Below are 17863 nucleotides of genomic sequence, written 5' to 3' on the forward strand. Positions count from 1 at the left end.
ATTTACCCTCGCGTTTCGTCAGGCTGACCGACTAATACGTAGTAGTAATACGTATCAAATTATAACATGGCAACGCGCGTTTGTCAAGCCCCCAAAATCGTTTTTTGAGAGACAATTTAGCACGATTATGAGATCTTCGCGAGATAACTTTCTCGTATAGATTGCACAAACGCCTCTCCCATCTTCCATACACTTTCGCGCTGGCAAAAACGGACGGCAGGTGATAAAAATAGGTAGTATACTGCCGAACAGGGCGTGCGCCCGGGTGTTGGCTCCCAACACGCGTGCGCACCGTGTGGAATCGTGGTTCAGGCAGCGAGACAAGGTAAACGTAGGGAGGATTTTGGATTATGCCGACTACACCGGCCGACGTTTTGAAGATGGCCGCCGATGTCAAGATTATTGATTTCAAGTTCATTGACCTGCCCGGCACCTGGCAGCACACCAGTATTCCGGCCGTCAGGCTGGATGCCGACTCCTTCAGCGAAGGGATCGGCTTCGATGGCTCTTCGATCCGCGGTTTCCAGGAAATCCACGAATCGGACATGCTGCTGATGCCTGACCCCACCACGGCCTTCATTGATCCCGTGCTGGGCGTGCCTACCCTTTCGATCATTTGCGACGTCGCGGACCCGATCACGCGCCAGCCCTATTCCCGCGATCCGCGCTACATTGCGCGCAAGGCCGAAGCCTATCTCAAGCAGACCGGCATCGCCGACACCAGTTTCTGGGGGCCGGAAGCCGAATTCTTCATCTTCAATGATGTGAAGTATCACCAGGACACCAACTCCGCCTATTACGAGGTGGACAGCCAGGAAGGTTGGTGGAACAGTGGCTTGGGCGGCCGCGGCGGGCAGATTCCGCCCAAGCGCGGTTATTTCCCGGTGCCGCCCACCGACACGCTGCAAGATATCCGCAGCGAGATGGTGCTGACGCTGATGCAGGTTGGTATTCCGATCGAGGTGCATCACCATGAGGTCGCCACGGCCGGTCAGTCCGAGATTGGCATGCGCTTTGCTACCCTGACCCGCATGGCCGACAATCTGCTGCTCTACAAATACATCATCAAGAATGTGGCGCGCAAGAATGGCTTGACCGCGACCTTCATGCCCAAGCCGCTTTTTGGCGACAATGGTTCTGGGATGCACTGTCATCAGAGCCTATGGAACGCGGGCAGCAATGTCTTCTACAGCGACAGCGGCTATGCGCAGTTGTCAGACACGGCCAAGTATTACATCGGCGGCCTGTTGAAGCACGCGCCGGCCCTGCTGGCCCTGTGCGCACCGACAACTAACTCGTACCGTCGCCTGGTGCCGGGCTTCGAGGCGCCGGTCAACCTGGCCTATTCACAGCGCAATCGTTCGGCCATCTGTCGCATCCCGGTCTACTCCGCCAGCCCCAAGGCCAAGCGTGTGGAGTTCCGTGCGCCAGACGCCACCTGTAACCCGTACCTGGCCTTCTCAGCCATGCTGATGGCGGGCCTGGACGGCATTCAGAACCGCATTGATCCGGGCGAGCCGATGGACAAGGACCTGTACGAACTGCCGCCGGAAGAGTTGAAGCTGATCAAGCAGGTGCCCGGTTCGCTGGATGACGTGCTGCGTGCGCTGGAGGCCGATCACGAATTCCTGCTGCGCGGCGATGTCTTCACGATGGATCTGTTGGAAGCCTACATCAACTACAAGCGCCAGGTGGAGTTGAACCCCGTGCGCATGCGGCCCCATCCGTACGAGTTCGTGTTGTACTACGATATCTAAGCCTGTTTTCGACACCCCAATGGGTAGTAGGTCATCAGGCACTTGCCACAAGCCGTCGCGTAGAACGTTTGAGCGAAAACAGGACTGTTCCTACAGGTTGTGTGCGATTTGCCAATGACCACAAGCTGTTGTATGGTGTTGTATAGAAACATCTGTTCTATGTCGAAAACAGGCTAAGGCCCAAAGTCATTCTTGAACGAAAGAAGCCCGGTTCCTTGCAGGAACCGGGCTTCTTTGTTGCTTCGATCGCCGTGGCCCTCTCTGCCACGAATTTCACTAATTTGCACGAACTGTTTTTTCGTGTCAATTCGTGCAATTCGTGCCAAGAATCCGCCCAGTTTTCTCTGCCACGAATTTCACTAATTTACACGAATCGAGCACCTGGCCGGTGAAGCGGCGCTACATCGGCGTCGCTTCATTGGTCGCCCCGCGAGTCTCACGAGGCAAAATTTAGGTTTTGGGCGCCTGTCATTTCGTCCCTACGCCGTGGCGGTGAAGAAAACACGATCAGACCGGCGGCGCGATCTGCGGGGCGGGCGAGACGCCCGCGCTCCCAGGGGCAACACCGTTGCTCTGGTGACGGAGCAGGATGCCGATGATCTGATCGGGCGTGACCGGCTTGCCGACGAACGCGTCCATGCCCGCGGCCAGGCAGGCATCCCTGTCTTCGCGCAGCACGCTGGCCGTCATCGCCACGATTATCGGTTGGCCGGCAGGCAGGTTCAGTTGGCGGATGCGGCGGGTGGCTTCCAGGCCATCCATGCCCGGCATCTGCACGTCCATCAGAATCACATCGTAAGGCTGGTGCGCCACCGCGTCCAGTACCTCGAAGCCATCGGCGGCCAGATCCGCCTTCACCCCCAGGCGCTTGAGGATCAAGAGGGCCACCTTCTGGTTGACCACATTATCTTCGGCCACCAGCACGCGCGTGTCAGGCCAGATATCAGACGCGCTGCTTGACGCCAGGCGCGGCGTCGGCGCGGCAATCGTGCGCTGATCGCTGGTCAGATCGAGCAGGATGTCGTGCAGGCGCGCAGATTTCACTGGCTTCGACAGGTGCGTCGTGCGGGTCAGATCCGCCACTGCGCGCGCCACGTAGGTGTCAGCCATGGGCGCCAGGATGATCAGCGGGCAGATCAACGGCGGATCGAGATGGCGTAGGGTTCGCGCCAGCTGTAGGCCATCGTAGTCGCTCATGCGCAGGCCGAGGATGGCGACATCTGGCAGCGGCGCATCGTTCTGCAGGCTGGCCACAGCCGCCGCGCCCGTGTCCACGGCCATGGACGTCATTCCCCATCGGTGTACTTGTGTCTGTAAGAATTGACGCGTGGCTGCATGACCGTCCACGAGCAGAACGTGCTTGCCGGCCAGGCGTTCATCGCGCTCGTTCCACGGCGCCTGGTCAGCGGTCACGCCCACCAGGACATTGACGTAGAAGGTGGAGCCGACGCCCGGCTCGCTCTCCACCCAGATCGAGCCATCCATCAACGCGGCCAGGCGCTGGCTGATGGCCAATCCCAGGCCGGTGCCACCGTAGCGGCGGGTTGTCGAAGCATCTATCTGTGAGAAGGCACGAAAGAGGCGTTCTCTACGCTCGATGGGGATGCCGATACCGGTGTCGCGAATGGCGATGTGCAAACGGAAGCGCTCGTTCACCGGTTCCCCGTCAACCGTGACGACGACTTCGCCGTGATCGGTAAATTTGACGGCGTTGCCGATGAGGTTGAGCAGAATCTGGCGCAGGCGCGGCATGTCACCGCTGAGCATGCCGGGGACTTCCGGCGCTACCAGGTAGGCCAACTCGATCTTCTTTTCGGCCGCTTTGGCGCTAACGAGGTCGAGCGCCTCTTCGATGCACTCGACCAGCCGGAAGGGGCGGTCTTCCAGCTCCAAAAGACCCGATTCGATCTTGGAAAAATCGAGAATTTCGTCAATGATGCTCAAGAGGGCATCACCGCTGGCATGGACGACGTTCAGCATCTCGATTTGTTCGGCGTTCAGCGCCGTGTCTACCAGCAGGCTCGTCATGCCAATCACGGCGTTGAGGGGCGTGCGGATTTCGTGACTCATGTGAGCCAGGAAGGCGCTCTTGGCCCGATTGGCTGCTTCCGCGGCATCCCTGGCCTGGCGCAGTTCGGCTTGGACCTGTTTGATGGTAGTGATGTCAGGAAAGGCGGCGAAGGCTGCGATCAATTCGCCGGCCTGGTTGAAGATGGGCGCCGCGCTGACCAGTTCCCAGCGTTCGTTACCGTGCCTGGTGCGAACCCGGTACTCCTGATTGTGGGTCGTGATGCCCTGCACCGCCAGGGCGAGCGGCATCTGCGCCACGGAGATCGGGTTCCCGGCAGCGTCGAAATGTTGCCAGGTAGGATTCAAGGTCAGCAGGGAGAGCTCCGGGGTGCGCGGTGCATCCGCCATATCCAGGTGATGGCGCGTGGCCGAGTTGGCAATCCGAATGATGCCATCGGGCGCAGTAACCAATACCAGCGGGATGGGCGTTTGCTCCAGGGCAGCTTCCAGCATGGCTTTGGTGTCGGCCAGTTCCTTGTCAGCCTGCCTGCGTGCGGTGATGTCGCGCACGGTGATCAGGCGCCCGGTCAGGCGCCCGCGCTTGTCGGTCAGGGCGATCAGGCGCACGTCAACGAAGCGCGCAGCCAGGCCAAGCGCCGGTTGCGCGTCGAGGAGCAGCTCCTGCTGTTGGGTCTGTTGATCGTCGAGCGTGGCGACCAGCGTGGGCCAGGGCGCAAGGGCTGTGCCAACACGCTGTCCGATCGGCAGGGTGGTCATGTCGAACATTTGCCTGGCGGCCGGGTTGGCATCAACAATGCGCCCCAGGTCGTCGAGCACGATGACGCCATCGCTCAGGTTCTCGATCAGGGCATCGCGCGCGACCGGCGCCAGGTCGAGCAACTGAAAGCGCGTGAGCGCCCAGGCCAGGGCGATGCCGGTGAGCGAGAAGGAGATCGGCGTGAGATCGAAGCCGGGGAATGGGTTCAGATCGAGGATGTAGGACAGATTGCTGACGATGGGAAACGTGGCGCTCAGGATCAGGGCCGCGGCCTGACGTTGATAGAGCGCGGGGAAGCGGATCAGGCCGCGCAGCATGACCACGGTGGCGGTCATGAGCGCAAGATAGCTATGGACTACCGCCAGCCAAAACCAGGGGCCATGCCCGTAGATGAGGCCGTTGTTGGGCGCCGGGGTGAAGTCGGTCCACAGCCAATGGTGCCAGCCGTTGGTGGCAGCGACGATGAAGGTGAGGAGCGGCATGATACCCAAGAGGGGGCGGTAGCGCCGCGGAATCCATTCGGACTGTTGGGTAAAGTCGAGCGTAAAGAGCAGATAGAAAACAGGCACACTGTGGGTGCTCAGGTAGGACACGACAGACCAGAAGATCTTGTTGGCAATCGGCACGGAAGCCGTCTCGAAACCAGCGGCCAGCGACCAGATGGAAACGGCCACGAGAAGGCCAACCAGATACGGGGCGCCCGGCATCCGGCGTCGCAGCCACACGGCCCGCACAAGGATGAACAAGAGGCCGACCGTGAAGAATGAGATGATCGAATAGAATGAAAACTGCCAGGTCATGATGGGAATAGCATACGCCAAAAGAGGGTAAACGTCCAATTTGAGCCACTGACCGCACCCCTGGCACGGCCGCGCCGCCGTGCCCAGGTCAACGTGACAGATTGGCCGGCCTGGCCTATAATCTGCGCCGGGCGAGTATGGAAAACGGGCGCGAGCGGGAGAGGCATCATGCCAGAACTGCCTGAAGTAGAGACAATTGCACGTGAGTTACGCCGGGACCTGGTGGGAAGGCGCATTGTGGATGTCGAGGTGCGCTGGGAACGCACGATTGCGCTGCCTTCTGCGGCCGAGGTGAAGCCGCTGCTGGTCGGCCGCCAGATCATGGGCACCGACCGTCGCGGCAAGTACCTGCTTTTTCCCCTCTCCGGCGGGCAGACGCTGGTCATTCATCTGCGTATGACCGGGCAGTTGCACGTGGTAGGCCCCGAAGCGACGCCTGACAAGCACACGCACCTGGTGTTGACGCTGGATTCAGGTCGGCGCCTCTTTTTTCGGGACATGCGTAAGTTTGGGCGGGTCTATGTGGTGGCTGATGTGGCTACGATTTTGCGCCAACTAGGGCCGGAGCCGCTCAATCCTGATTTGACCCCGCAGCAGTTGGCCGCGCGCCTGGCCGGGCGCAAGGCGCCGATCAAAAGCCTGCTGCTCGATCAACGCGTGGTGGCCGGCATCGGCAACATCTACGCCGATGAGATTCTGTTTGCGGCCAGCATTGACCCGCGGCGCCCCGGCGGTGATTTGCAGATGAATGAGATTGCGCGCATCCACACGGTGACGCGTCAGGTGTTGGCCCAGGCCATCTTCGATCATGGCAGCAGTCTGCAGAACTATCAGCGTCCTGGCGGCGCCAAAGGGCAGAACCAGGAGCGGCACCAGGTCTTTCGGCGCACGGGCAAGCCGTGTGCGCGCTGTGGAACGGCGATTGTGCGCGTGGTGATCGGGCAGCGGGCCACGCATTTCTGCCCGCAGTGCCAGCGTTGAGACCGCTCAGGCCAGCGGGGTGTGCTTGGCGGCGTTGAACTGTGCCAATAATTCCTGCTCGCGGGCGCTGGCGGCCTGCTTGCCCTCTGCCAACGCCTGAGTGACACGGTTGCGCACCTGCGTCTGTAGATCATCGCCAGAGGCCGGCGTCAGCAGGAGGCCGGTCACGTAACCGGTCGCCATGCTCAAGCCGATGCCCACAAAATATCCAAGTATTTTTTTCATGTCCTGATGCCCTTTTGTTCCTGTGCTTTTCCGCTGTGTTTGTCCCCGGTTGCGTCTATTATACACCGGGCGGCGATAGACAAACAAACAGGCCGCGGCAGAAACGCGGCCTGTGTTTGTTTGGGGCAAGATCAGGGATCAGCGGTCGTTGCTGCGATTGAGTAGCCCTTGCAGCAGGAAAGCCCAAACCCGCGAGGATGATGAAGATCGGCCACAGGCGGGCTAACTGCTGCGCCAGGTCGCCTTCGATGGCGCCGGTGGTGTAGGCGAAACCTACAGCCGCCACGGCCAGGCCGATGAACGCCCACAGGAGCTGACCCCAGCGCCGCCAGTGCAAGAGCCAGTTGATGCCGCTGCTGACGCCGAGCAGGAACGGGAAGATGGGCCAGGCAACCTCCCATTCTTGCCCAAACCAATTGAGGTTGTACCAGCCCAGGAAGAAGACGCCGAGCAGGGTCATAAAGATGGCGCCGCCCAGGTCATCGGGATCGGCTGTGGGGTTGGTGAAGTAGCGGATGATCAGGGCGATGCCGCCGATGACCAGGAAGATTGGCCAAAAGGCCTCCAGGCGAACGCCCGGCACGTTCAGGTTTTGCAGTAAGAACCAGACGCCCACCAGGATCAGAATGATGGCGGGAATGATCGGTCTTGTACGTGTTGGGTCATCCATGTTTTTTCCCCTCTGAGACGAACAGATTGATGCGGAAGCCTGGCTTCCGGGAGAAGCCAGGCCTTTTTGTCAGCGGCCCGGCTTCTCTCAGAAGCCGGGCTGCCGGCGTTGTCAGATAACGGTGCTGTTGGACGGCGTAACCGCTTCCTCGGCGGGCGCTTCGGGGATGACGATCAAGGCCAGGATGTAGAGCATCACGCCGAGGCCCACGGTGGAGAGTGACGCAATGACCCACACGATACGCACCAGGCGGGCATCGAGACCCAGGTACGCGGCCAGGCCGGCGCAGACACCGCCGATGACGCGGTTGCTGCGGCTGCGCAGCAGGGCGCGATCACCGCGCACGATGCCCTTCCAATCCACGCCGCGGCCGGAGATGCCGAGCAGCAGGACGATGCCCACGCCGATGAGCACGGCCGGCCAGAACAACTGCCAGAAGGTGCGCCACAGGCCGCGCAGGGGGATCACATCGAAATTGCTCAGCAGGAAGAGGATGCCCGCGGCCACCAGGACGCCGCCCCAGAGCAGGCCACGATTGCTGTCACGGCTGGCCCATGCGCGCACGTCAGCCCCACGCCGCGTCACCGTCGGCTTGCTGGCGGCATGTTCTACCGTCTCTTCCGGCAGCACGATGGCCATGACGATGTAGGCCAGGGCGCCGGCTCCCCCAAAGAGAACTGAAATCAGCCAGACAATACGAATCAAGGTGGGGTCAACCCCCAGAAACTCGGCCAAACCGCCAGCCACACCGGCCACCTGCCGCTCGGTGCGCGAGCGGTAGATACGGTGCGGTTCGTAATGCGGTGTTCCTTCGATGATCACCGGTTGTTGATTCATGGTCATACTCCTTGTGTCCGTTTTTTGTTACCTGGGCGGCATCGCCGTCCAGTGCTCAGAGTCTTCGTTCATGCACTCAGCCTGTAATACGCAGAACTGCCGGGCAAGGTTGCAGACGAACCTGCATGGACGCAATTCCGGTCGGCGCAGGCCGACCTGGCGGCGGAACGCCCTTGCGCCCCGAATTCATTCGGCGGCTGGGCAAAAAAAGCCCTTGCCGGAAATACCCGGCAAGGGCTTGATTGGCGTGTTGGCTGCCTGGTCTAGGCCGGCAAGGGTGCTGGCGTGCCGGGTAGCGTGCCGCGCTGCTCACGGCGTTCGTCGGTTGGGCGCGGGGTCGAGATGGGACCGACACTGCTGGGCGACGGGCCGCGTTGGGTTGGCGGCGCCTGCTCCGGCAGGTCCGACAGCAAGGCCACGAACTCCTCGTGTGACAACGTCTCTTTCTGGATCAAGGTCTTGGCCAACAGGTCCAGCTTTTCGCGGTAAGTTGACAGAATTTCTTTGGCTCGCACGTACGCTTCATTCACGAGACGGCGCACCTCGTGGTCAATCTCTTCGGCCACATCCTCACTGTAGTTGCGCTGCTCGGCGACTTCACGCCCCATGAAAATCATATCCGCCTTACGACCGAACACCATGGGGCCGAGTTTGGTGCTCATACCGTATTGCGTCACCATCGAGCGTGCCAGTTTGGTCACGTGATCGAGGTCACTGGCGGCGCCGTTGGTGATGTCGGTGAACACCAGGGCTTCGGCCGCGCGGCCGCCCAGGGTCATCGCCAGTTCATCCTCGAACTTGTTCTTGCTCTTGAGAACACTGTCGTTTTCCGGCACGGCCATTGTGTAGCCCAGGGCCATGCCGCGCGAGATGATGCTGATCTTATGAATGGGATCACAGTTCGGCAGCATGTGCCCAACCAGCGCATGACCCGCCTCATGATAGGCGATGATCTCTTTCTCGCGGTCCGAAATAATGCGGCTGCGTCGCTCCGGCCCCGCCATCACCCGCTCCACGGCCTCCTGCAATTCAGGCATACCGATTTTGCGCTTGTTGCGTCGCGCCGTCAGGATGGCTGCTTCGTTCAGCAGATTCTCCAGGTCAGCGCCGACAAAGCCCGGGGTCTGCCGCGCCAGCGATTCCATTTCGACATCGGCCGCCAGCGGTTTGCCCTTGGCATGTACCTCCAGGATCGCTCTGCGCCCCCTCATGTCAGGGCGGTCCATAACCACCTGGCGGTCGAAACGACCAGGGCGCAGCAACGCGGGGTCCAGGATGTCCGGCCGATTAGTGGCCGCGACGACGATGATATTAGTCACGGTATCGAAGCCGTCCATCTCCACCAGGATCTGATTCAGCGTCTGCTCGCGCTCGTCATGGCTGCCGCCCAGACCCGCGCCGCGATGGCGACCGACAGCATCAATCTCATCAATGAAGATGATGCATGGGTTGTTGCGTTTGGCCTGCTCGAACAGATCACGCACGCGGCTGGCGCCAACACCAACGAACATTTCCACGAATTCGGAGCCGGAAATAGAGAAGAAGGGCACGCCAGCTTCACCGGCCACTGCCTTGGCCATCAGCGTCTTGCCAGTGCCGGGTGCGCCGACCATCAGGACGCCCTTGGGGATGCGCGCGCCGAGGGCAACGAATTTCTGTGGTTCTTTGAGAAACTCAACCACTTCCTGCAGCTCTTGTTTGGCCTCATCCGCACCGGCCACGTCGGCAAAGGTGACTGTTGGCTTGTCGCCGGTGAACATGCGCGCCCGGCTCTTACCAAAGGCCATCGCCTGATTGTTACCGCCCTGCGCCTGACGCAGCAAGAAGAAGAAGAGGGCGCCGACAAACACCAGCGGCAGCAGGCTGCCCAGGAAGGTCAGCCAGTTGCCCACGTCACTGGGCGGATCCACCCGCAGGTCAAGCCGTCGAAGTTGTTCGGCGGTCACACCCAGGTTGGTCAATTGCTCGGTCAGGCCGATGATCGGTTCTTTGCGCGAAATGATGACCTGGTCACTCGCCTTACAGGCTGTCTCTGTGGCTCTGCGACCGTCGGCGCACACACGCACGCGCACTTCGTCGCCCACAATGGCGACCGAGGCGACTTTGCCTTGTTTGATCCATTCGGCAATCGTGGAAATTTCCTGCGTTTCAACCTGGCTGGTCTGAGGGAACAGGCTGAAGAAAAGCGCCGCCACAGCCACCAGGATGAGTAGATATACAAAACCGTTCTTTGTCCAATTGGCGTTCAAGGAGTCCTCCCCGCCCGGCTAATGTGAGTTGGCTGCCGGACGGCGGTTACCTGCAACCGTGGCGGCATTATACCAGAAACTCACTGAATACGCTAGCTGTTTAGATTACAATCAATTATGCGGCGCAGACCGCCAAATCAACCCTGAACAGACCTTTGACAGCCTGCCTGCACCGTGCTATACTGCCGTCATTCAACAATCTAGCAGGGCCATGCAAGCGCAGGCACACCGCTGTGTCGTGCGCAACGTGGGGGAAACCGGTTCGAAGCCGGTGCTGTGCCGCAACTGTCATCATGGAACATTGATCTGTCACATTGATCTGTCCATGTAAGCCAGAATACCCACCTCATGGTCGCTCTGGAACCTTCGAGCGAAAGGGTCTGGGCATGAATTTTTTTCATGATCTGTCACCCTTGTCAACCGACAAGGGTATTTTATTGCGCCGCCTTCTTTTAGACCACGGACAGTCTGTAAACGTCACTCCGCGGCGCCAGCTCCTGCGCGCTGGCTTCTCCTGGCTACTGCTGGCAATCCTGGCACTTTCCGGGCCAGGCCAGGCGCGTGCAAATCCCCTCGATGGGTACGCAGTCCACCTGCGCGACCCGGATCCCGAAACGGGGATCCGTTCCACGCCTGCGAACAACACCTGGCCGGCGCGCACCGCGGCGGTCGTGCGCGCCATCAATTGGCTGCACACGCAGCAGCAGCCCGATGGCAGTTTTGGCGTGCGAACCGCAGACGCCGTTTTTCTGATCGCCCGTGCGGGCGAAGACCCGGACGGCCCGGCCTGGCGGCCTGCCAGCTTCAGCGCGCTCGATGCCTTGCGCAGCCAGATACCCGCGTATCTGACTGACGCCGGCCGCACGGCCAAGTTCCTGCGCGCGGTTGCGGCCGCGGGCCGCGACGTGCATCACTTCGCCGGCATAGACCTGGCCGCACACCTCTCCAGCTACTACCAGCCAGCTACTGGTTTGTATCATCCCGGACACCTCTATTACCACACCCTGGCCGTGCAGGGCCTGCGCCTGGCCTCGCAACCACTGCCGGCGCCGGCCGTGACCGCCATCATCGCCCAGCAGCATGCCACCGGCGGCTGGGAATGGCGCATCGGCGGCCCGTTGGATGAGGTTGACACCACCGGCCTGATCCTGGAGACGCTGCCCCTGGCCGCTGTACCCGTCAGCAGCACCACGGTGATTTCCGCGGTCAGTTTTTTGGCTTCGACGCAGCACCCCGATGGCGGCTGGAGCCTCGGCGCCGCCGGTACCACCAACAGCAATTCGACGGCGCTGGCCCTGGCCGGCCTGCTCGCCGTGGAACATCACCCCCTGGCCGCGCCATTCGTTCATGGCAGCAACACGCCGCTGTCAGCCTTACTGGCGTTGCAGGCGGCCGATGGCGGCTTCAATTTCATGGCGACGGCCGCGGGCGAGCGCTTGATGGCGACCCTGGACGCGCTGGATGCCCTGCTGCGCCCCTATCCAGGCGATGTGCTCCCGCCGCCGCGCCTGTTTCTGCCATTCGTCGCCCGCCCGCCCATCTGAGATTCCCGAAGCCTGCGAGGCTGCAGAAGCCCAGCAAACAAGCTAATTTGGTAGGATTATGTTTTCAAGACGCACATTGTCAGTTATTCTCTTAGTCGGCGCCCTCCTCATATCCACCCTCCCCACGCGCGCGGCCAAAACCATCCCCAATACCATTGGCCTTGTGGTTCAGCACGCCGACGGCCGCGTGGAGACGCGCACGGTGCTGTTTTCTGAGCCGACCATCAGCGGGCTGGAAGCCTTGCAGCGCTCTGGCCTCGCGCTGGAGCTGAGCGGCGCCCTGGTCTGCCGCATTGGCGGCACGGGCTGCCCCAGCGCCGATTGTTTCTGCGGCTGCCCAGCGCCGTTCGATCCCTGCTTCTACTGGTCCTATTTCAATTGGAACGGCCACGCCTGGGACTTTGCCGCCGTGGGCGCAGGTGAACGCCAGTTGCACGACGGCGATGTAGATGGCTGGCGCTGGAGCCAGGGACAGCCGCCGGACGCCAGCGCCTTCACGCAGTTGGCCGTGCAGCGGGCGCTCGCCTGGCTACACACCCAGCAGCAGGCCGATGGCAGTTTTCCCGGCTTTGGCGTGGGCGCCACCGCGGACGCGGTCATCGCCCTGGCCGCCGCCAACGAAAAAGCGGCTGACTGGCGAGTAGGACAAGGCCCCAGCGCGCTCGCTTACCTGGCGACTCAGGCGGGAACGTTTGCCAGCAGCGCCGCAGCCACCGGCAAACTGATCCTGGCCGTTGCCGCGGCCGATGCCAACCCCACGGATTTTGGCGGTCTCAACCTGTTGACCCGGCTGGCGACGTTTGCGGACGCCGGCGGTCGCTTCGGCGCCAGCAATTGGGATCAGGCGTACGCGATCCTGGCCTTGCGCGCCAGCCAGGCGCCGATTCCCGATGGCGCCGCCGGCCACCTGCTCGCCGCGCAAACGACGGCGGGCGGCTGGGGCTTCATGCCCGGCGACACTGCGGACGTGGACAGCACCGCCCTGGTCATGCAGGCGCTCAGCGCGGCCGGCGAACCGCTTGCCAGCCCGGCCATGACCCAGGCGGTCGCGTTTCTGCACACGCAGCAGAACCAGGATGGCGGATTCCCCTACCAATCTCCCTTCCCCACCAGCGTCAGCTCCACCGCCCTGGCCTTGCAGGGACTGCTGGCCGTGAGCGACAACCCGTTGGCCGCGGGCTGGACGATCAGCAATACGACACCGTTCCAGGCCCTGTTGGCGCAGCAGAGCGCGGCCGGCGGCTTTGTCGGCTTCAGCGGCCCCAACGATCTGTTTTCAACGGTGTCTGCCTTGCCGGCCCTGGTGGGTAAACCGCTGCCGCTGCGCGGGCGCCAGGTGGCGCTCGATCACGCGCTGACCTGGCTGCACAGCCAGCAGCAGGCGGACGGCAGCTTCGGCGCTCCCGGTCAGAGCGCGGATGCCGTGTTCGCCGCGGTCAGCGGCGGGCAAGATCCGGCCACCTGGACACAAGGCGGTCCCAGCCTGCTCGCTTACCTGGCATCGCAGGCCATGACCTACACCCTCTCCTCCACCGCGGCCGCGGGCAAGCTCACCCTGGCCGCGCTTGCCAGCCGGCCGGACCGTGCGCCGAACGATTTTGGCGGCGTCAACGTTGGCGCCCGCGTGCTCGATGCCTTCGACCCAGGCAGCGGCCAGATCGGCAGCAGCCTGTTCGATCACGGTTTTGGCCTGTTGGCGATGTCCGCGCAGTACGCGCCGGGTCGTTGGCTGAGCCGCGCCTGGCTGCGTCAACAGCAGCTTGCCAACGGCGGCTGGGAACTCGGCAGCGGTTGGGGCGCGGACACCAATACGACGGCCGTCGCGCTGCAGGCCCTGCTCGCCGCGGGTGAGCCGGCTGACGCGGCCTCCGTGCAGCATGGCTTGACCTTCCTGCGCCAGCAACAGAACCCGGACGGCGGCTTCCCCTATCAGAAACCGTGCGGCTATCCGGCCTGTGATGCCACCGATGTCAATTCGACCGCCTATGTGGTGCAGGCCCTGGTCGCAGCCGGGCATGACCCGGACGGCTGGGCCTGGAGTCAGCACATCACGGCCACGAATCAGATTACACTGACCCTGCACACCCCGCTTGATGCGCTGTTGGCGCGGCAGAGCCAGGATGGCGGCTTTGCCGGTTTCAGCGGCGCCAATGACCTCTATGCCACCGTGCAGGCCGTACCCGCCGTGGCCTTGCGTGCCCAACCGTTGGCGAGCCGCGCACGTGGTATTATCCGGGCATCCGGCGGTAGAACCCGGCCACTGGGACAAACGATGACCCAACTGCACCATCACCCCCCTGACCGCAATCTGTTCGGCTTTGCCCGTCCGCTGGGCGCGCGCGGGCTGCTCCTGGGCCTCCTCCTGGCGTTGGCGTGCGGATTTGGCGTCAATCAGACGGCCGCGCGGCCGCTCACCCACCAGGCCGGTCTGGTGGTGCAGTTTGACAATGACCAGGTGCAGACCTACTGCGTCAATTTCGAGGCGGAAACGATCAGCGGCCTGCAGTTGCTGAAGAGCGTCTCCAGTTTGCAGGTCATTTACGATGCCACCAGCACGGGCATGGGCGCCGGCGTCTGCAAGATCAACAACGACGGCTGCAGCTTCCCCATCGAGGACTGTTTCTGCCAGTGCCAGGGGCTGGCGTGCGTCTACTGGTCCTACTGGCATCTCAGGCCCAACAACACCTGGGACTATTCACAACTGGGCGCCAGCAGTTTTGTGCTGAGCAACGGCCAGGTGGATGGTTGGCGCTGGGGCGCGGGTGCGGACGGCAACGGCCAGCCGCCGCCGGTCATCACCCTGGGCGAAATCTGTCAGCCCGCGGCGACAGCCACGCCCACGCCAACCCCTTCGCCCACGGTCACGGCCACGCCAACCCCGACACCCACGGCGACTCCGACGAATACGGCGACCGCCGCGCCCGGCGCAACGCCCACCCCGACGCCCGTGGTGCAGATCAGCTTCAGCGCAGCGCCGCTGACGTTGACCGCGGGGCAGTGCAGCAGCGTCAGTTGGAAAGTCAGCGGGCCGTGGACCGCCATCTACTACAACGAGGCCATCGTCACGCCCGAGGAGCAGCGCCAGGAATGTCCACAGCAGACGCAGCCATTGGTTTTGCGGGTAGATACCGGCGCGGGCGTATTGACGCGCAGCATCACGCTGCAAGTGACGGGCGCCACCGCCACGCCACCCCCTGCGCTGACCGCGACGCCAACGCCCGCGCTCACGCCGACGCCGACGGTGACGCGCGCACCCGTGGCGACCGCAACGCCCGCGCCCACTCAGACGGCGGTCGGGACGGCCGCGCTTGCAGGTGAGACGGCCGCGCCCACTCAGACTGCGGTCGGGACGGCCGCGCCCACTCGGACTGCGGTCGGGACGGCCGCGCTCCCAGGAGGGACGGCTGCGCCCACTCAGACTGCGGCCGGGACGGCTGCGCTCCCCGGTGGGACGGCTGCGCCCCCGGATCGTCATAGCGGCGGGCTGTTGTGGCAATACGCCCTGTTTGGCTTGATCCTGCTGGCGCTGGGCGGCGCGGTGATCTTTGTCCTGGGGCGCCAGGGCGGGACGGAGGAGGAACCGTGAGCTTAGCCCGCGGCGCGCATCTGTGAACGAGACTTTTCATCCCATCGCCTGGCTGTTGTGGTTGACGGCCGCCGCGTTGCCGGCTATGCTGACGCGCAATCCGTTGTATCTGCTCCTGCTCCTGCTGGCCACTGCAGCCGTCTATGGCACGCTGCAGCGCCGCACACCGTCGGCGCAAGCGTGGGGTGTTTTTTTGCGTGCCGGGCTGTTCCTGGTGGCATTCAGCGTGCCGTTCAACGCGCTGATGGTTCACGCCGGCAACCTGGTGCTGCTGCGCTTACCGGCGGCCTGGCCGATCGTGGGCGGGAACATCACGCTGGAGGCGCTGCTCTACGGCCTGAGCAGTGGGCTGAACCTGCTGGCCCTGCTCCTGATCTTCGCCGCCTTCAACCTGGGCCTGGATCAGTCGCGGCTGCTGCGCCTGATCCCCAAGCCGTTTTACACCGTTGGCGTGGTAGCCGCCATTGCTGTGACCTTCGTGCCGCAGATGCTAACCGCCTTGCAGGAGATTCGTGACGTGCAGCGCCTGCGCGGTTTTCGGCCGCGTGGTCTGCGCGACATGGGGCCGTTGTTCCTACCGCTGCTGACCACCGGGCTGGAGCGGGCCATTCAACTGGCCGAATCCATGGAGGCGCGCGGCTTCAGCAGCACGCAAACCCGGCTGAGCGGCCGCGCCGTGCTCGGCCTGCGCCTGGCGCTGATCGTCTCCCTGGCTCTGCTGCTCGTGGGTCAGTTTGCGGCCAGCTATTGGCCAACCGCGCGGGCCTGGGCGCCGCTGTTGTCGGGCGCGGGGCTGCTGTTGTTGGCGTATCTTTTTTGGCGGCAAGGGCGGCAAATTCAGCGCACACGCTATCGCCGCTGGGTGTGGCGCCGGCGCGACACCTGGCTCAGCCTGGCCTGTCTCGTTACCCTGAGCGTCACCGGCACGCTGTGGTTGACCAGCCGCATCGGCCTGCTCTACTACCCCTATCCGCCCTATTCCCCCTGGCCGTCGTTTCAACCGGTGCTGGGCGCGGCCCTGGCCCTGCTCATCGCGCCCGCGCTGCTGCTGCCTCCGCCGCGCCGCGGCGCGAACGCCGAGACAACTGACGCGTGACGGTTATGCAAATGGGCAAGCCGCGATGATAGGGCTATAATCACAGCCACTAAGATGATGAGAGAGGTGTCGCGATGACGCGTGGGCGTATGGTAACGCAGTTGAGGAAATATAGCATCATTGATGTACAGGCGGCCAAAGAGGTCGCCATGGTTTGGTTGGAACAGGCGCAACTGCAAAATGCTGTGACCTTTGGCCTGCCGGAAGTAGATGACCGCTACCATGTTTGGCGTGTGCCGTTGCTCAACCAAACGGGCCAAGAGCGCATCGGGGAAGTGGTCATAGATGCACGGACATCGTTGATTCTGGAAAACAAATCAACGGCGCCGGGCACGCTTGAGGCGCGTCTTTTGGGCCGCAAGGTTGAATCGGCACCATCGGCGCCGCGTGCGCGAGATACGTATGCGCTCTCTGCGCTGCGGAATACGGTGATCCAGGGTGACTCGGAAGCAATACTGTCTGATTTGCCGGCCGGCAGCGTTGACCTGATTTTTACGTCGCCGCCCTATTACAACGCACGACCGGAATACACGGACTATGTGACGTATGAAGAATATCTACTGAAAATTCGAAAGATCATGCAGCAAGCGCATCGGGTACTGGCCGAAGGGCGCTTTTTTGTGATGAACGTGTCGCCGGTGCTGATCCGACGCGCCAATCGCAGCGAAGCCTCGCGTCGTATCGCCGTGCCGTTCGACATGCACCGCCTGTTTACCGAAGAAGGCTACGAGTTCATTGACGACATCATTTGGGAAAAACCAGAGGGCGCCGGATGGGCCACCGGACGCGGACGCCGCTTTGCCGCCGATCGCAATCCACTGCAGTACAAGCCGGTGCCGGTGACCGAGTATGTGCTGGTTTATCGCAAGCAAACCAGCCGCCTGATTGACTGGAACATTCGCGCCCATTCGAACCAGGCGTTAGTGGAAGCCTCGAAAATTGGCGATGATTACGAGCACACCAACATCTGGCGCATCAAGCCCGCGTACGATGAGCGCCATCCGGCCATTTTTCCGCTGGAATTGGCCGAAAAGGTCATCAGCTACTACTCGTTCAAGGATGATGTCGTGCTTGATCCGTTCGCGGGCGCCGGCACGGTCGGCAAGGCGGCCATCAAGCTGGGCCGGCGTTTTGTCTTGATCGAACAAAATCCACAGTACGTGGCGGTAATACGCGAAGAGATGCCCAAATGGTTGGGCAAAGAAGCTGAGCAAGTCCTGACCATCAACTGCGCCGCGGTTGACTCCCAATTACTCGAGGCGCCTTTGGAGAGTTTTGTTGGTCTGTAGTCTAATCAAACGAAAATTTGGTGTAGATATTCCAAGGAGTT

The 17863-nt window shown here is 62.4% G+C and carries 11 protein-coding genes and 1 riboswitch; of the genes, 6 read left to right on the forward strand and 5 right to left on the reverse strand.

Features of this window, described 5'->3' with window-relative positions; all coding sequences use genetic code 11:
- Positions 1–350: 350 nt before the first annotated feature.
- Positions 351–1757, forward strand: coding sequence for a type I glutamate--ammonia ligase (gene glnA / locus IPM84_09665; protein MBK9093032.1), 1407 nt, complete (start codon positions 351–353; stop codon positions 1755–1757).
- A 507-nt stretch (positions 1758–2264) separates the two neighbouring features.
- Here the strand turns inward: glnA and IPM84_09670 are convergent.
- Positions 2265–5345: a response regulator gene (locus IPM84_09670; GenBank protein MBK9093033.1), complete on the reverse strand. Its 3081-nt coding sequence runs from the start codon at positions 5343–5345 to the stop codon at positions 2265–2267.
- A 168-nt stretch (positions 5346–5513) separates the two neighbouring features.
- Here IPM84_09670 and mutM point away from each other — a divergent pair, with 168 nt between their 5' ends.
- Complete coding sequence (gene mutM / locus IPM84_09675) at positions 5514–6326, forward strand: bifunctional DNA-formamidopyrimidine glycosylase/DNA-(apurinic or apyrimidinic site) lyase (protein ID MBK9093034.1); 813 nt, start codon at positions 5514–5516, stop codon at positions 6324–6326.
- Between the two features lie 6 nt (positions 6327–6332).
- On the opposite strand, the gene IPM84_09680 is transcribed toward mutM, so the two are convergent.
- From IPM84_09680 to ftsH, 4 genes are all read right to left on the reverse strand, one after another.
- Complete coding sequence (locus IPM84_09680; GenBank protein MBK9093035.1) at positions 6333–6551, reverse strand: hypothetical protein; 219 nt, start codon at positions 6549–6551, stop codon at positions 6333–6335.
- 58 nt (positions 6552–6609) lie between these two features.
- Positions 6610–7221: a hypothetical protein gene (locus tag IPM84_09685; protein ID MBK9093036.1), complete on the reverse strand. Its 612-nt coding sequence runs from the start codon at positions 7219–7221 to the stop codon at positions 6610–6612.
- Positions 7222–7332: 111 nt separating this feature from the next.
- Entirely contained in the window at positions 7333–8058 is a 726-nt protein-coding gene (locus IPM84_09690) for a PspC domain-containing protein (protein MBK9093037.1), read from the reverse strand.
- A gap of 263 nt (positions 8059–8321) precedes the next feature.
- Complete coding sequence (gene ftsH, locus IPM84_09695) at positions 8322–10307, reverse strand: ATP-dependent zinc metalloprotease FtsH (protein ID MBK9093038.1); 1986 nt, start codon at positions 10305–10307, stop codon at positions 8322–8324.
- Positions 10308–10526: 219 nt separating this feature from the next.
- Positions 10527–10671, forward strand: a riboswitch (cobalamin riboswitch).
- A gap of 22 nt (positions 10672–10693) precedes the next feature.
- On the opposite strand from ftsH, the gene IPM84_09700 reads away from it, so the two are divergent.
- The 4 genes from IPM84_09700 to IPM84_09715 all read left to right on the forward strand — a co-directional run bounded on the left by IPM84_09700 (position 10694) and on the right by IPM84_09715 (position 17822).
- Positions 10694–11851 (forward strand): terpene cyclase/mutase family protein, encoded by a 1158-nt coding sequence (locus tag IPM84_09700; GenBank protein MBK9093039.1) that lies wholly within the window; start codon positions 10694–10696, stop codon positions 11849–11851.
- A gap of 76 nt (positions 11852–11927) precedes the next feature.
- Complete coding sequence (locus IPM84_09705) at positions 11928–15437, forward strand: hypothetical protein (GenBank protein MBK9093040.1); 3510 nt, start codon at positions 11928–11930, stop codon at positions 15435–15437.
- Between the two features lie 22 nt (positions 15438–15459).
- Positions 15460–16533, forward strand: coding sequence for an energy-coupling factor transporter transmembrane protein EcfT (locus IPM84_09710; protein MBK9093041.1), 1074 nt, complete (start codon positions 15460–15462; stop codon positions 16531–16533).
- Positions 16534–16622: 89 nt separating this feature from the next.
- On the forward strand, positions 16623–17822 hold the full coding sequence (locus IPM84_09715) for a site-specific DNA-methyltransferase (protein MBK9093042.1): 1200 nt from the start codon (positions 16623–16625) through the stop codon (positions 17820–17822).
- Positions 17823–17863 lie beyond the last annotated feature (41 nt).

It is taken from the genome of Candidatus Amarolinea dominans, from assembly GCA_016719785.1.
GTDB lineage: Bacteria > Chloroflexota > Anaerolineae > SSC4 > Amarolineaceae > Amarolinea > Amarolinea dominans.

Excerpts from the sequence above, each read along its gene's own strand:
- glnA (MBK9093032.1), top strand. The coding sequence starts at position 351 with ATGCCGACTACACCGGCCGACGTTTTGAAGATGGCCGCCGATGTCAAG.
- IPM84_09700 (MBK9093039.1), top strand. The coding sequence starts at position 10,694 with ATGAATTTTTTTCATGATCTGTCACCCTTGTCAACCGACAAGGGTATT.
- IPM84_09670 (MBK9093033.1), bottom strand. The coding sequence starts at position 5,345 with ATGACCTGGCAGTTTTCATTCTATTCGATCATCTCATTCTTCACGGTC.
- IPM84_09715 (MBK9093042.1), top strand. The coding sequence starts at position 16,623 with ATGGTAACGCAGTTGAGGAAATATAGCATCATTGATGTACAGGCGGCC.
- IPM84_09680 (MBK9093035.1), bottom strand. The coding sequence starts at position 6,551 with ATGAAAAAAATACTTGGATATTTTGTGGGCATCGGCTTGAGCATGGCG.
- mutM (MBK9093034.1), top strand. The coding sequence starts at position 5,514 with ATGCCAGAACTGCCTGAAGTAGAGACAATTGCACGTGAGTTACGCCGG.
- IPM84_09685 (MBK9093036.1), bottom strand. The coding sequence starts at position 7,221 with ATGGATGACCCAACACGTACAAGACCGATCATTCCCGCCATCATTCTG.
- IPM84_09690 (MBK9093037.1), bottom strand. The coding sequence starts at position 8,058 with ATGAATCAACAACCGGTGATCATCGAAGGAACACCGCATTACGAACCG.